The sequence below is a fragment of the Pseudovibrio sp. W74 genome (assembly GCF_001623085.1).
In the GTDB taxonomy this organism is placed as follows: Bacteria; Pseudomonadota; Alphaproteobacteria; order Rhizobiales; family Stappiaceae; genus Pseudovibrio.
Genome location: NZ_LMCJ01000017.1, coordinates 408,955 through 424,007, shown reverse-complemented (window position 1 = coordinate 424,007; position 15,053 = coordinate 408,955). Strand labels below are relative to the sequence as shown.

The following is a 15,053-nucleotide window of genomic DNA, read 5'->3' as shown; positions in this document are numbered from 1 at the left end:
ACCACTCGCGAATAACCGCCGTCCACGTTTCTCTTTCTTCTTCCGTATTCAATTGTCAATGAACAGGGCTTCCACCCACACTCAAAAGAGTAAATCACTCACCAGCTCAATCATTTCCGATCGAGCCTGAGCGATCAATCCTTTCGAGGAACCCAAGAGCGCATCGTGCCGTCGCCGGCAGCGCCGTCGCTCTCGATGAGCTGGGTTATAGGCCTGAGCCCTCCAACCGTCAACCAGAAAACGACAAAAAAACCCAAAAACATCACCCACCTATGTGTAAAACATACCTAATCAGCAGAAACCCGCCGTTTCAATTCCACACCGTCCCTGTGGGGGATAAATCTATCTAATCAATCTCCCCCGACGAGAGGTTTAAAGGCGCCCTATTTCCCCGTAATCACACCAGCCATTCTCCATGCTCCAACTCCCGGCCACCAAAGACTCAGGGAGAACATTACAGGAATAGACCGCGATCAAATCAGACTGCACTCTCTCAGAACGCTGGCAAGCGGACTTCGGAGCAATCCGCGTTCTTTGAAAACTGAATAATGAATGGGGGTGTATGGTGGTCGTGGCACAGGCTGCAGCGCCTGAACTCGCCGAGATGACCGCTATGCGATGAGAGACGCCCAATGGAAAGCCCCGCCATTGCGTTCGTTTGCGTGATTTTGCGCGAAACAGCGTTTTTATGCGCTCGAATGTGCAAGACGACAAGGAAACAGCACGTATGGGGAGACGGAGGACTAAGAACGGCATCAGCAAACGCCTCTTGCTCCAGCCAACTGAGAGACAGGACTTATCCTCCTTCTATCAAATCTTATAAGCGCAAAACAAAAAACTATCCCCGCTAAGGTGGCCCTACTGCTTATAGAAATGGCGGAAAATTCTGCGAGATGATTTTAATTGCTTCTTATAAGCTGGCTTCATGGGGAGTTTAACATGCTCTCAAATCCCGGCACCTTGGATTTTCAGTTGAGCTATGTTCTGGCCGGAACATTGGAGGTCCCTATGAAGACCATTATACTCGCTGCGACCACACTGCTTTTTGCAGGCTTAGCTCTTCCTTCTGCTCAGGCCGGACAATGTCCTCCTGGCCAGGAAGGTTCAGCCATTGACGATAGCGCTCCAACGGAAAACTATTTGGTAGAGACTGAAGAACTCGATGCTATCGATCTTGGCAAAGAGAAGGTCAACATCCCTGATCATAACCTTCGTATGCGGACCATTACGGTTCAACCGGGAGGACACGTTCTTTTACATGGTCATGAAAATCGACCGGCTCTGGCGCTGGTCACAGAAGGCGAGTTTGTTGAGTATAGTAATGAGTGCGGTGTGCCGGTCATTCATAAGCTTGGTGAAGTGATCAACGAAAACTCTGAGGTGCAGCATTGGGTCAAAAATAAAGGTGACACGCCAGCTGTTCTGACGGTCACCGATATTGTGGACTTAACCGATACTCAGCAGGGAAACTTTAAGTAGCTTCAGTTTCCAGCTCAGGTTCAACTTCGCGCAGGTTGAGGTGGATGCCTGCCATAGCGCAGCGGGCTGAGCCGCCTGCTTGTTCAATGGTATCCAGCTTCAACTGAACAATCTTGGTGCTCTGCTCAATCAGATCGATCTGATCCTGATGTAAAGAAGAGTATGCTCCCTCGGACATAGCAAGAAGCAAGCCTTCTGTTTTGCTATGCAACTCAATGGAACGTCCTGCACAGGCTTCAATTTGCTCGTTGTTCAACTGAACAACCTGACGTCCAGACTGCTCTAAACGACGAAGGATCTCTGCTTTTTTTGCAGGATCAGTGATCAAGTCTGATCCAATCAATGCGATGCCAGTGCCAATGCAAAGAATTTCATTGGTGTGAGTAACAGGCTTGTCATCAGTGTGTTGCGCCTGAAAAATCACCGGCTCATATTTGAAATGATCACAGAACTGTTCCAGAGCCTGCTGATTTGCATGACTTGACGGGACTGCATATACAACGCGCTCGACGTTATCGAAGACCATTGCGCCCGTTCCTTCGAGGAACTGCTGCTCATCTTCCAGCTCTGAAAAATCAACTACATCCTGAACGCGGTATTCGGATTTAAGAAGCTCGATTACATCACTACGACGTTCTTTTCGACGGCTCTCCGCCTGCATTGGGTAGATGGTGACATAACCGCCTGCATGCGTTGACAGCCAATTGTTCAGAAAAACAGAGTGTGGTGTGTCACGAGACTTATCTTCGAACAGATGAACATCAACACCATGCCTACTCAACTCATCTGCTGCGGCAGAAATCTCAACATATGCCTGTTCTGCAAAATCGATGTCTTTTTGAGATTCACCAATAAGACTGCGAGAACTGCTCTGAGCTGCATCTTTGCGTGTGCTGAAAAACAAAGGGCGGATCATAACAACGGCAGATGGAGCCTGAACGGATCGGAGAGTAGGTCTGTGGTTCGTCATTGGTTCTGCTTCTTTTTGATGAGTTACACAGTGCACCATTCATAGGGCGCAGATTATTTTTGGGAGGATTGGAAGCGGTTTTCATTTTTGATTGGCGATTTCGCTTCGTCTTACCGAAGCTCATCTCCTCCTGATGGCTCGCGGCTTGTTTTCTGAATTGGTCTTTCAGAAAGTACGCACTAAAAAATATACAAAATTGTGTAAATATTGAGGCATTACTCAAAAAACACCGTTGAGTCAGCACAGCAAAACTAAGAAATACGTGGATTTATACTATTATTATCATCACGTTACAGAAAACATTAGCTGAGTTAGAGAGGATTACGAACTAGACGATTTTCATGCGATCATGATGATGAAACTCAATGAGAAGCCAGCCTCAACTCGTATAAGGCGTGGTAGAAATTGATAGAAAAACATTTGAACCGGAAAAGAACATGCATGCGCTGATCGTCTATTGCCATCCAAACTCTGAAAGTTTCAGCAAGGCTGTCCTTGAACAGGTGGTAGAGACACTCAGGCTTCACGACGTCAGCCTGGATCTCATTGATCTTTATGAGGAGGGTTTTCAGCCAGTTTTAACCAAGGGCGAGCTGGATAGCTATTTGGATACCTCCCTCAACCAGCAAGGTCTTGAGCACCACATTGACGTATTGCAGCGCTGCGACACGCTCATCTTCATTTATCCAACCTGGTGGTATGGCTTGCCTGCCATGATCAAAGGATGGCTTGATCGCGTGCTGGTGCCAGGTGTTGCTTTTAAGCTGACTGAAGAGGGGGCGATCAAACCAAATTTGCGGAACATTAAGAAACTTGCCGTTTTTACCACCTGCGGTGCGCCAAGATGGCTTAGTTTTCTTATGGGTATGCCCGGCAAGAAAACCGTTTTGCGGGGCGTGCGTGTGCTTTGCAACCCATGGGTAAAAACCAGATACGCTGCCCATTACAACATGGACAGCTCTACTGAAACCTCAAGGCGTCGCCATTTAAAGGTGATTGATCGAAAAACCCGCAGCCTTTGCAAAGCTTAGCCCCTCTTCTCAGGCCAAACCAAAGATGGCCTGCGGACAGCGACTGACTCTAGAGGTATCTGCCATGTTTCCTCGACGCTATTGGATGGATTTTAAAACCACAGACTTTGAGAATATTGATGCTCAAAGGACGATTGCGATTTTGCCGACAGCTGCTGTTGAGCAACATGGTCCCCATCTCCCGCTTGGAGTGGACACATACATTAATGAGGGTATGCTTGAGACCTTGTGCGCCCGTGCACCGGAAACGCTGGACTTCCGCATTTTGCCTTTACAATGCATTGGGAAGTCTGATGAGCATATTCATGCGCCCGGGACACTGTCGCTGAGAGCCGACACAGCGGCAAAACATTGGATTGACATTGGCACTTCGGTTGCGGCCTGTGGCATCCGGAAAATGATCATTGCCAACTCTCATGGCGGGAACCTGGACTTGATCGGCATTGTCGCGCGGGAGCTTCGCATTCGCTGTAAGATGTTGGTTGGCAAATGTCATTGGTCCAGCTTTGGAGCGCCAAAAGGGCTGTTTAGCGAGGAAGAACTGAAGTTTGGGCTGCATGGAGGCGATGAGGAAACTTCGTTGATGCTGCATTTTCGGGCAGACCTTGTTGACATGTTGCATGCACAAGACTTCCGCTCAACAGCTCAAAATCTTGATGAGAATGCCCGGCTGGGGCCAACCGGGCTCCCTTCTTATGGCTGGATTGCTTCTGATTTGAACCCGCATGGGACAGTGGGAAATGCTGCAAATGCAAGTTCAGAGAAAGGGCGTTTGACCGCCGAGCATCAAGTGGATGGCTTTATTGAGTTTTTACAAGAGACAGCGGATTTCGACATCAATCGGTTTGATTAATGTTTCCTGTTGTTAGCTTTGGCGAAATTCTTTGAAGCAACCAGGAGAACCTGTTTTAATTGGTTTTAGTCAGTACTGTATGTGGAGTTGAGCAATGCAATTTCTAAAAGTGATTTCAGTTTTTTTGCTCACACTTTTCAGTACGCCAAGTATCAGTTTTGCAGCAGACAGTCTCAGCCTTTCAGGCGGGCAACAATGGCTTGTTTTTGCCAGCAAACAGGATGCGACCGAAGCTGTGCAGCTGGCGGAAGGCTTTCAGGAAGCTCTGCAAGGGACACCCTATCAAGATAAAGTGCGGGTGGTTCGCTCAGAAAACGGCTGGTTTGGTGTGGTTGTTGGCCCTGTAAACTTTAAAAACCTTCAATTGGCGCGCCAGCAGATTGCGATTGATTTGCCTGAGGATGCTTATCTGTCTCACGGGCGCCGCTACTTGGAGACTGTCTGGCCCGCCAGAAACTTGCGTTTTGGAGAGTTTGAAGCGCAGAACCATTTTTCTCTGAAACTCGAAAAGCTGCGAGTTGATGCAGACCTCATCACGGAACAGGCTGACCCGAATGATGAATTCTCAAAGAATTCAAAGGTGCAGGTTGTTGGATGGATTGGGCAGAATAAAGTGTTCTCGTTTGAGACAGAGCCAAGTTATTTTCCTCAGTACGGCCAGAGCGTTGAGGTTATTCGTCTTGCCAGGGAGACTGAGTTTCCTCAGGTCGTGATCAAGCGATTTACGGGTGGGGCGCATTGCTGTGTGGAGCAACAGATCATCACGCAAAATCGAGAGGGAAGCTGGGTGATGGTTCAGGGTGCGGTGCTGGATGGCGGATATGGCTATAGCTTTGAGGACTTGGATGGTGACGGCACACTTGAGCTTGTGAGTGCGGACAGCAGCTTCTTTTATCTTTTCGCGCCATACGCAGGCAGTTTTGCACCGCTTTACATTGAAAAGCTCTATTACGACGAAATCACCGATGTGAACATGGACCCTGTCTATCAGCCTGCCTTTCGAAAAGAACTGGCTTATCTCGAGGAATTAGCTGGCGCTGAGAAGTCGCTTTGGGGCGAAAATGGCTTCCTTGCCTGTTGGGCAGCTCTTCGGGCGCGGTTGGGAGACGGGATGGCGGCTGTCGCACAAGCCACAGAGAGAAGCCGGAGTGATCAAGAAGATTTCCGGAAGTATGCCTGCCCGGATGGAGCGCCAAGTTCAAAGTGCGATTACGAGAATGCAGTTGCCTTGCCGTTTCCAGTCGGTTTGACCGTACATTTGATAGAAAGAGGCTATTTGCCAGTTCAGCCGCTTCGTTAGGAAATGGCTCATACACGTGCCAAGATCTATCTCTTTGTTCGCACGCGTATTCCTGCCCAGAGGCCGGAACACCTTTTGGGAAAACGATCCAGCAAAAGTTATCTGAGAGCAACTCCCGGCCACATGACTTCAACGCGGCGGAGTTTATAGAGGAAGTGCTCTTCGTCGCAGTATCCGGTATTGCGTTCCATCTTCATTGAAAAAACGCCAGACAAACCGAACGGTGCCAGAACAGTGAAGGTTCCGTTGGTCTCTAAGCGGACACCGAGCGCATAGGTTTGGACGGGATCGCGTACCAAAGCTTCTGCAGTGCATGTGACTGGTGTTCCATTGCTCATCCGCTCACTGTCATGATGGATGACATGGCCTGCCTGATTGGACAGGTGCACCTGATAAGGCCCAGCGCTCAGGATCTGACGGATATGGCGCAGGTAGGTCGCTTCTTTTTCGAGGGCTTGCTCTGATGGATCGTAGTAGGTGATGTAGAGCTGGTGATTGCCAGCCATGGCGGGCTTGCCCTTCAACGCAGTCCAAAGAGGCCATGCGATGGAGGGGCCGGAGATGCACCAGTCCGGCAGGCGGAGGGATCCGATGCCCTTCATTGCGGAAATCAGATGCGCGTTGGATCGCAGGACCAGCTCAAGTAACCGCTTGCGATCCTCCTCACTGGTGAGTTGAGGGTCCGCGAGCGTTGCCTGATCCAGGTACTCCAAGTTGGCATTGGCCAAAGCTGAGTGACGCACTAATTTTGGCATAGCCCTGATGACGCCTGCACCGGTTCATTTCAGAGTATCAGGTGATCAAACCGGATCACTAGTGATGCTCTGACACTTCATGTTTATGCATATCCTGATCCGAGGACTGGAACCCATGCCTCGGGGAGATGCTCTACTCTTTCTAACTACTAAAAGATTCCAATGAGATAATCCATTGGTGGGTTGGGCCTTGGTAAACAATGTTGAGGATCAATTGCAGGTCGCTTGTTGTTATGGTTCGGTTCGTTATCTCAATTCTTACAAGTGGTTGGCGTGCAAAAGCCCGCTTTTGAGATCGAAAAGCGGGCTTTTGGGTAGGCGGATAAAATTTGGGGGCAGCCTACCAAGGGACGATTGTTAGTTCTGGCCAGTGCTTGGTGAGACGGTTGGCTTTGCGGGTGAAGGTTTCTTCGTTGGGCAGGACTTTGTTTGGGAGCATCTGCATTTGGAAGATGGGTTCCAGTCCGAAGGGGGCTTCGATCTGCAGGCGGTCATCGTCGTGCAGGCGGGCGGCGACGGAGTGGGTTGTTGAAGCGTAGTAGAGGAGAGACTCCAGCGAGCAGCCTAGTTTGGGGTAGTCCATGCCGAAGTGCTTGGGGAACCAGAGGTGCACGCGGGCCTGATTGCGGATTTCAACTGGAAGCCCCAGCGGTTCGCAAGCTTTGGCGAGGCTGGTGATCACACGGTCTTCGGCCTCGTAGGACGTGTCAGCCTCATCATGGTAGATCAGGTCGTAGTCTTTGATGCCGTGTCCGGCCTCCCTGCCCGTCAGTGCGTTCCAGACACTTTGGTAGATTGCGCCTGACGCGAGCCAGGCATCTGGCAACCGGGCGTCACGCAGGGTCTTCAGCAGATCATAGAGCACGGTTGAGCGGATGACCTCTTCGATAAAGTACACGCGCCCCTGCTCACCTGCGCCATGGTGAACAGGGGAAACACGTGATGGCAAGGAGGTGATCTTCTCCTTGAGAGTTGAATGGCCGGATGAGGCGAAGGTCGTGAAAACTGACATGGACACGATTTTCATTTGAAAGAGATCAAGCTGTGAAGACTGCCGTAACGACTCGCCTGCAAAAACCAGAACTAAAAGTGAATTAACTTAGTACATAACAGGAACATTATGATAATCCACCCACCAGATCAATCCATGTAAATTTGGGGCTTGGCGACCTGTGAGAATTGACAGGTAGATTCGCATAGGATTTGTGCGGGGCACTTTGAAACTATGAAGATGTGGATAGTGGGAAGTACCTAGCTGCGTACTTTTCGCAATGTTACGCAGCGCATTTCACCCGAAGGGCTAGTTCCCATAACTACGTATTTGTGCGAGATGCTCGAAAGCATCAGTTTTTCCTTGAGATTTGGTGGCATTGGGCAGTAAACCGGTGTCGCGCAGCCTTTCGACCACACGGAGCATGAAGATGACCGAGACCCGCCTGACCATTAGACGGCCTGATGACTGGCACCTGCACTTACGTGATGGCGAGATGCTGAAGGCCGTTCTGCCGTCAACTTCTGCAAACTTTGGCCGCGCGATCATCATGCCTAATCTGGTCCCACCTGTTGTCACCAGCAAGGATACTGCCGGGTATCGGGATCGCATTCTGGCAGCCATGCCAGAGGGGCACGACTTCACTCCCCTCATGACGCTTTATCTCACAGAGACCACCGATGCGGATGATCTGGAGCAGGCAGCCAAGTCTGGTCTGGTGACTGCGGTGAAGCTTTATCCTGCTGGCGCGACAACCAACTCACAAAGTGGTGTGCGCGACTTTGATAAGGTGGCGGGTGTTCTGGAACGCATGGCCGAGATCGGTTTGCCGCTTCTGGTCCATGGTGAGGTCACAACGTCTGACGTGGACATCTTTGATCGTGAAGCAGTGTTCATTGAGACTGTGCTGGACCCGATCCGCCGCAAGTTCCCTAAGCTGAAAGTGGTGATGGAGCACATCACCACGGAAGAAGGCGTCAATTATGCCAAGTCTGGTGGTGACAATCTGGCGGCGACGATCACCACGCACCACCTGATCATCAACCGGAATGACATTCTGGTCGGTGGCATCAAGCCTCACTTCTATTGCCTGCCTGTGGCGAAGCGTGAGAAACACCGCCTTGCGCTGCGTGCTGCGGCCACTTCTGGCGATGCCCGTTTCTTCCTTGGAACGGACAGCGCCCCGCATCTTGACCAGAACAAGCTGTGTGAGTGTGGCTGTGCTGGCATCTTCTCCGCACCAAATACCATGAGCTGTCTGGCACATGTGTTTGAGCAGGAAGGCGCACTCGACAAGCTTGAGGCATTTTCCTCTCTCAATGGTCCGGCGTTTTATGGCATGGCACCAAACGAGGCGACCATTGATCTGGTAAAGGCCGATGAAAAGGTCAGTTACCCGCCGAGTATTCCAACACCGGACGGGCCGGTGACCCTCTTCAATCCGGGATTTGATATATTCTGGAAGGTTGAGACCTAAAGATGAGTTTCAAAGCAGTTTGCACCTAATATGGCCGGGGCAAGCTGCTTTTTTTTGACGTGAATGCGTGCGATGCCAGCTCCCTGTCATCCCACACATTCCAGATCTTTGTTTTCGCGCGTATTCTTATCCGAAAACCGGAACCACTTTTCGGGAATACGCTCTAAACCACCTACTGTGACTTGAGGGACAGCGATGTTTTCCAATTCTTTTCCTGACCGCGAAGTGATGGCGGAACTGACCGCAAAAATGCTCATGGAAATCAAGGCGGTGAACTTCCGTCCAGAAGAGCCGTACATTCTGGCATCCGGTCTTGCGAGCCCGGTTTACATCGACTGCCGTAAACTGATCTCCTACCCGCGCATTCGTGGCACCCTGATGGAGTTTGCCGTGGCAACCCTGCTGCGTGATGCGGGCTTTGAGAAGTTTGATGCGATTGCAGGCGGTGAGACGGCTGGTATTCCGTTTGCTGCGTGGATTGCAGACAAAATGGCACTGCCAATGCAGTATGTGCGCAAAAAGCCAAAGGGTTATGGCCGTGATGCGCAAATTGAGGGTGATATTCACGAGGGGCAGAACGTTCTGCTGGTGGAAGACCTGACCACCGATGGCGGGTCCAAGATCAAGTTCTGCGAAGCGCTGCGCAAGGCGGGTGCTGAAGTGACCGACACGCTGGTGGTGTTCTATTACGACATCTTCCCGGAAACGAAAGGCAAGCTGGCAGAACATGGTGTGAACCTGCACTACCTTGCCACATGGCACGACATCCTGCGCGTTTGCCGCACAAACGATTACTTCTCAGCTGAGAAGGTGAACGAAGTTGAGAAGTTCCTCAATAATCCGCTGGAATGGTCCGCCGCCAACGGTGGTGTCAGCGAACTGCCGCTCTAAGCGGTTCTTTAGCCAGACATATTGGTTTCATGAAAACGCAGGGCCTTTGCTCTGCGTTTTTAGTTGGCAGGCTTAGCCGTATTAACAACTCTAATTCAGTTTCAAAGCCTCAGCCATCTAAACCATGCAACAATCGGCACCCTCACCGCGTCGCAAATTCAGATTTTCTAATGCCGGAGCGCCACCCTTCAAGAATGGCTGTTACATTGTGTTCTGTTGATGCGGTGTTTCTGATCTCAAGATCGTAAACACGATCAACATGGACTGAGTGGAAATCTTGCTCTGCACTCCCGATGGGTCGGTCTCCTCTGGCGATTTCACGTTGCTTCAACGCTTCTAAATCACAATGCAAACCAACAAAGTATACATCAAACGGCTGAAACAGCTCTTTTAGCTCCGGAAGCCAATCAGGATTGTCGAGAATATGCTCCACAATCAGATTATTGCCAGCATGGGCATACGCAGCTAGTGATGCGTGAAAGCCTTCAAAGAATGCTTTTCTCAGGTTGGACCAATTAAAATCCCCATTTTTGAAGCGTTTCGTCGGCAGTACTCCCCCATCCCGCAGATGATCGATTGAAATATGCCAGAACGGCAGCTCAATCGCGTTTTGCAGCGCAACTGCAGTGGTTGACTTTCCGCTACTTGAGGGACCGTGCAGAATAATAATTTGCCCGTTCATATTGGTATTCCATAAAAAATCAAAAGCTTAGAAATGCGGACTGATCTCATAAATCCAGAGAGCCCGTGGATGGCGAGTCAGCCAACCAAAATCATTGCACACTTAAATCTGATACCAAACCAACCATAGTTTTTTATCCACCTGCGCTGCTTTGCCACAAAAGCAACATGAACCAAAAGCATATGAAAAACAGCAAAGTTTATGATAATTACGCAGATGTAGCTTTTATGAGGTGAAGACCTCGCGGGTACTCGGGTTCAGCTTAGGAATTATTTTGTGACGGGCTTCAACAAAGTCTGCAAAACCTGCGCGCTGAAGCATGGGGGTGTGCTTTCGTGAACATCTTCACACCGGGAACACCAATACAAGAGCACATAGGCAATTTGGGCAGGGCGCAGGGAAACAACAATGCACGTAATCAGACACCTTATGGTGCCAGCACTGCTGAGCACTGGACTGGTCTTTTCTGTTCCTGTTTATGCGCAGGATGCCGCGGCCCCTCAGCCCAAGCCGGCGTTGCAGGTTGCTCAAGATCAGCAGTCCTATTGGTTTCCTGAGACTGACCTTAAACTGCATCCCAGAATAATCTCTCGTCAGCTGCCCAATGGTATGCGGTATTTGCTGGTTCAGAGCCAATCCCCCAAGAACCAGATTGAGGTTCGTATGGCGGTTGATGCTGGCTCTTCCTTGGAAAAAGGGTTGGAACCGGGTGCTGCTCACTATTTGGAGCATATGGCGTTTAACGGTTCTACCAATGTGCCGGAAGGCGAGATGGTGGCCTTGCTGGAGCGCGCGGGACTGGCGTTTGGCGCTGGAACCAATGCAGCGACCACATTGAACAGCACCACATACCGCCTTTCCCTGCCCTCAGCTGATGCGGAGTTGCTGGACACTGCGCTGTTTATTATGCGTGAGACAGCAAGTGAACTGACGCTCTCAACAAGTGCTATTGACCGTGAGCGCGGTGTTGTCGCCTCTGAAGTGCGCGGCAATTACGGTCCGAGCTATGACGCGCTGGTTGCCAGATTTGATTACCTTTATCCGGGCATTAAACAGCGCACCTTGCTGCCGGTTGGCACAATGGACGGCATTGATGCCGTTGACCAGGCAACCCTGCGCGATTTTTATGAGAGCTATTACACGCCCGGTCGGACCACAGTGGTTGTGACTGGCGATATTGATGTTGAAGCAACAGAAGCTGCTATTCAAAAGCACTTTGCGGATTGGGAGCGCCCTGCGAATGCAGAGCAGCTGGACAGCGAAGAGCCGGATTTTGGGAGATTGAAGGTTGCCGAAGCCCCGCGTGCTGCGCTTTTTGTAGAACCGTCTTTGCCTACCGTGTTGAGCATCTATCTCGTCAAACCTTCTCAAGAGCTGATTGATAACCAACAAAACCGCATTCAGAACACGCTGCGCAGGATCGGGATCAGTATTTTGAAAGAGCGGCTGCGTGATGCAGCCCTTGCCTCTCACGATACTATGGTCACTGCCGGCACGGATTATTACAGCGAGGACTTTGCCGACACCGTTGTTGCCAGCGCGACCGTTGCCACCGACAAGTGGCAGGACGGTTTTGCGTTGCTGGAGCAGAAACTTCGGCAAACACTGGCTTATGGCGTGACACAGGAAGAAGTTGACCGGCAGTTGGTGAACCGGCTCAACTCGCTGGAAGTTGCGGTGAAAGCGGAAGAGACTATTCCAAACCGTGCAATCGCCAATATACTCGTACGCGATGTGCTCAATGAGAGTGTCACCACATCCTCTGCTGATGATCTGGCCTTCTTCCAGAAACACTTTTCTGATCTGAAAGCGCCGCAAGTCTCAAAAGCACTGCTTGAGCTTTGGGAAGGCGCAAAACCAAACCTGTTTATGACGACTGCCGAGGCCTTTCCAAATGCTGAAGAGACCATTCTTTCCGTGTTTGAAGAAAGCCAGAAGCAGCCAGTTGCAGCCTTTGAAGCCAAGTCGTTGACCAGCTTTGACTATGAAAGCTTTGGCCCCAAAGGCAAAGTTGCCCAACAGACAATCAGCAGTTTTGGGCAAATCCGCTCTTACACTTTTGAAAACGGCGTGGTGCTGAACTTCAAGCGGACTGACTTTGACAAGGGTAAGGTGTTTGTGTCTCTGCGCACGGGCCGCGGTATTGAAGACCTGCCGGCTGATAAAGATGGCTTGGCCGGTTTCTTCCAGAGCGCGTTTATTGTTGGTGGTCTTGGCAAGTACTCGGTCGCTGATCTGGACAAGGTACTTTCTGGTACTCAGGTTGGCGTTGGTCTTTCCTTTGGCGAAGATGGTATTTCCGGGCAATACGGAACAACGCCGGACGATCTGAAGCTGCAATTGCAGGTGGTCGCAGCGTATTTGACGGATCCGGCTTATCGTCCTGAGGGGCAAGCGTTTTACCAAAAGAGCCTGAAAGAGACCTACAAGAACTCCCGCAGTTCTGCTGAAGCTGTTCGTGGCCGCGAGTTCTCCCGCATTTTGCATAGCGGCGACAAACGCTGGGGTGCAGGAAGTGAAGAAGATCTGCTGGAGCGGAACTATGAGGAGTTGAAGCCAATCATCTCCCGCATCGCACAAAAGGGCCCGATCGAGATTGGTATTGTAGGCGATCTTGAGGTTCAAACCGCTCTGGATGCGGTTGCCGAGACTTTCGGCGCTTTACAGCAATCCTTTGAGGCTCCAAAGCATAGCTACGCAACTGGTATTGAGTTTCCAGAGGCGCAGGCTGTATCTTTGACCCATGAGGGTGACAGTGACGCGGCGCTTTTGCAGCATTATTGGAAAACCAGCGATGATGCAGATGCAACGCAGAGCTATACGCTGCAGTTGTTGCAGGGCGTCATAGAGCTACGCCTGCGCGATAAACTGCGTGAGGCTATGGGCGCGACTTACAGCCCTTATGCGTTCAGCATGAACTCCAATACAATCAAAGGCTTCGGCTATATTGGAATGTCCAGCAAGTTGAAACTGGATGATGTGGATGCGGCGGAGACTGTTTATCAGGATATCGTCAAAGAGCTGCAGGTGAAGGGCAATATCACAGCGGATGAGTTGCTGCGTGCGCGCCAGCCTATTCTGGAAGCCATGAACAATGCCGAACACAGCAATGGGCTGTGGTTTGAACTGGCAAGTCAGGCTGTAAGCTATCCTGAGGCAATCCAGCGCTATCAGAATTACACGACAATTCTGGAGCAGATCACCCCGGACGATCTGGTCGTGGCGGCATCGGATTTTCTGGTGCCAGACCGGAATGTGACGCTGAAGATTCTGCCGCAATAAGGCGAACTGAAAAACGCAGGGTTTGAGCCCTGCGTTTTTGTTTGAAGTGCTTTAAGAGACCTGCTGGCGATACTGGATGACTGGCAGGCCGCCAATGCCCCAGTCCTCAAGGGCAACCTCATCAATCACCACAAAGGTCGTGCTTGGCTTTTTGTTGAGCACGCGGGACAAAAGCTCTGTTACGCCGTGGATCAACTCGGCTTTTTCGTCTGCGGTTGGACCTTTGCCATCCGGTCCACCTTCCCTGGTGATCTTGATGTTTACATATGGCATCAGCTTGCCTCCGGCTTTGCGATGTAGGTGAAGATCTTGGTCATGATCCGCCAGCCGTGCTGGTCTTTGGTCAGGGTGAGGAAGTCCAGATACTCGCGGTTCATCATGGTCATTGAGGCTTTGACGAAGGCCATTTGAGAGCCGCCGAATTCCATGGAGTGGATGCGGTCCTGCCGCGGCTCCCCTTTGCTTGCGGGCGGGATACGGCGATCCACCATTTCGAAGTACTCACTCAGGGACTTATGCATGTAGTCCCCTTCAATCATGTTGACGTAGCGCGCATCGTGGTGAAACACCTCAGCCAGAGCCTTGGTGTCTGCGTGGTAGAGGCCATCAAAATAGCCCGTCATCACCCTCTGAACTTCTGCAAAGGCTTGTGGGTTGCTCATCAGATCAGGCCTTCAGCTTTCATTGCTGCCTGTGCTGATGGGCGCTCGCTTGTGCGCTGGACAAAGGCAGCGAGGGACGGCCAGTTGATCAGATCGACGCCGACGAAATTTGACCAGTTGCAGACGACGAACAGATACGCATCCGCAACAGAGAACTCCGCACCCAGGAGATAGGCTCTGCCGTCACTGAACAGAGCCTCCAGATAGTTGAACTTGGCGGCAACGTTCTTTGCGGCCTTTTCCTTGTCCTGTGTCGTTGCTGATGCGGTGAAGAACGGGGTGAATGCTTTATGGAGTTCTGAGCTGGTGAAGTTCAGGTACTCCTGCAAACGCGTACGGGCAACGGTTCCAGCTGCTGGAGCAAGCCCGTGTTGCGGGTGATTGTCTGCGAGGTATTGGAGGATTGCAGCGCCTTCGGTGAGCACTTCTCCAGACGCCAGCTGGAGGGCCGGAACATAGCCTTTCGGGTTGATGGTTTTGAAATCTACGCCCGTGCTGGTCTTCCCTGCATCGGTGTCTACGCTGTCGATCTCGTAGTCGGCTGCGATCTCATTCAGAGTGATGTGTGTTGCCAGGGAACATGCGCCGGGTTTGTAAAACAGTTTCATTGGAAGCTCTTTCCTCAAGGTGTTTGTTATCAGGCTTTGAGGAAGTAATGCCTCTCATGATTAATTGATAAT

Annotated in this window: 14 protein-coding genes; 7 read left to right on the top strand and 7 right to left on the bottom strand. The window is 51.0% G+C overall.

Annotation, left to right across the window (positions count from 1 at the left end; all coding sequences use genetic code 11):
* Positions 1-1,008: 1,008 nt before the first annotated feature.
* Positions 1,009-1,479, top strand: a complete 471-nt coding sequence (locus PsW74_RS13285) for a cupin domain-containing protein (protein ID WP_208987969.1) — start codon at positions 1,009-1,011, stop codon at positions 1,477-1,479.
* Here the strand turns inward: PsW74_RS13285 and PsW74_RS13280 are convergent.
* Positions 1,472-2,395 (bottom strand): arginine deiminase-related protein, encoded by a 924-nt coding sequence (locus tag PsW74_RS13280; protein ID WP_063286654.1) that lies wholly within the window; start codon positions 2,393-2,395, stop codon positions 1,472-1,474. The two genes, PsW74_RS13285 and PsW74_RS13280, sit on opposite strands and share 8 nt — an antisense overlap.
* Positions 2,396-2,886: 491 nt before the next feature.
* Here PsW74_RS13280 and PsW74_RS13275 point away from each other — a divergent pair, with 491 nt between their 5' ends.
* The 3 genes from PsW74_RS13275 (at position 2,887) to PsW74_RS13265 (ending at position 5,633) form a co-directional block, all read left to right on the top strand.
* Positions 2,887-3,480 carry an NAD(P)H-dependent oxidoreductase gene (locus PsW74_RS13275; RefSeq protein WP_208987967.1) on the top strand — a complete coding sequence of 198 codons (594 nt, stop codon included), beginning with the start codon at positions 2,887-2,889 and terminating at the stop codon, positions 3,478-3,480.
* 64 nt (positions 3,481-3,544) lie between these two features.
* Positions 3,545-4,333 carry a creatininase family protein gene (locus PsW74_RS13270; protein ID WP_057461036.1) on the top strand — a complete coding sequence of 263 codons (789 nt, stop codon included), beginning with the start codon at positions 3,545-3,547 and terminating at the stop codon, positions 4,331-4,333.
* A gap of 94 nt (positions 4,334-4,427) precedes the next feature.
* Positions 4,428-5,633, top strand: a complete 1,206-nt coding sequence (locus tag PsW74_RS13265) for a hypothetical protein (protein WP_063286653.1) — start codon at positions 4,428-4,430, stop codon at positions 5,631-5,633.
* Between the two features lie 98 nt (positions 5,634-5,731).
* Here the strand turns inward: PsW74_RS13265 and PsW74_RS13260 are convergent, their stop codons facing one another.
* Both PsW74_RS13260 and PsW74_RS13255 read right to left on the bottom strand, forming a co-directional pair.
* Positions 5,732-6,388: a nucleotidyltransferase family protein gene (locus PsW74_RS13260; protein WP_208987966.1), complete on the bottom strand. Its 657-nt coding sequence runs from the start codon at positions 6,386-6,388 to the stop codon at positions 5,732-5,734.
* A gap of 340 nt (positions 6,389-6,728) precedes the next feature.
* Positions 6,729-7,400 carry a nucleotidyltransferase family protein gene (locus PsW74_RS13255; RefSeq protein WP_208980862.1) on the bottom strand — a complete coding sequence of 224 codons (672 nt, stop codon included), beginning with the start codon at positions 7,398-7,400 and terminating at the stop codon, positions 6,729-6,731.
* A gap of 409 nt (positions 7,401-7,809) precedes the next feature.
* On the opposite strand from PsW74_RS13255, the gene pyrC reads away from it, so the two are divergent.
* Positions 7,810-8,856 (top strand): dihydroorotase, encoded by a 1,047-nt coding sequence (gene pyrC, locus PsW74_RS13250; protein WP_063286651.1) that lies wholly within the window; start codon positions 7,810-7,812, stop codon positions 8,854-8,856.
* A 195-nt stretch (positions 8,857-9,051) separates the two neighbouring features.
* Entirely contained in the window at positions 9,052-9,747 is a 696-nt protein-coding gene (locus tag PsW74_RS13245; protein WP_057461032.1) for an orotate phosphoribosyltransferase, read from the top strand.
* A 142-nt stretch (positions 9,748-9,889) separates the two neighbouring features.
* Here PsW74_RS13245 and PsW74_RS13240 read toward each other — a convergent pair whose 3' ends face one another.
* Positions 9,890-10,429 carry an AAA family ATPase gene (locus tag PsW74_RS13240; RefSeq protein WP_063286650.1) on the bottom strand — a complete coding sequence of 180 codons (540 nt, stop codon included), beginning with the start codon at positions 10,427-10,429 and terminating at the stop codon, positions 9,890-9,892.
* Positions 10,430-10,837: 408 nt separating this feature from the next.
* Here PsW74_RS13240 and PsW74_RS13235 point away from each other — a divergent pair, with 408 nt between their 5' ends.
* A complete protein-coding gene (locus tag PsW74_RS13235) occupies positions 10,838-13,711 on the top strand; it encodes a M16 family metallopeptidase (protein WP_063286649.1) in 2,874 nt (957 codons plus the stop codon).
* 51 nt (positions 13,712-13,762) lie between these two features.
* On the opposite strand, the gene PsW74_RS13230 is transcribed toward PsW74_RS13235, so the two are convergent.
* The 3 genes from PsW74_RS13230 to gstA are packed head-to-tail and all read right to left on the bottom strand — an operon-like array spanning position 13,763 to position 14,981.
* Positions 13,763-13,984 carry a 4-oxalocrotonate tautomerase family protein gene (locus PsW74_RS13230; protein WP_063286648.1) on the bottom strand — a complete coding sequence of 74 codons (222 nt, stop codon included), beginning with the start codon at positions 13,982-13,984 and terminating at the stop codon, positions 13,763-13,765.
* The gene (locus PsW74_RS13225; RefSeq protein ID WP_063286647.1) at positions 13,984-14,373 is read right to left on the bottom strand and encodes a nuclear transport factor 2 family protein; all 390 of its coding nucleotides are present in this window, start codon (positions 14,371-14,373) and stop codon (positions 13,984-13,986) included. The genes PsW74_RS13230 and PsW74_RS13225 overlap by 1 nt, the downstream gene beginning before the upstream one ends.
* Complete coding sequence (gstA, locus tag PsW74_RS13220) at positions 14,373-14,981, bottom strand: glutathione transferase GstA (protein ID WP_063286646.1); 609 nt, start codon at positions 14,979-14,981, stop codon at positions 14,373-14,375. The genes PsW74_RS13225 and gstA overlap by 1 nt, the downstream gene beginning before the upstream one ends.
* Between the last annotated feature and the right edge of the window lie 72 nt (positions 14,982-15,053).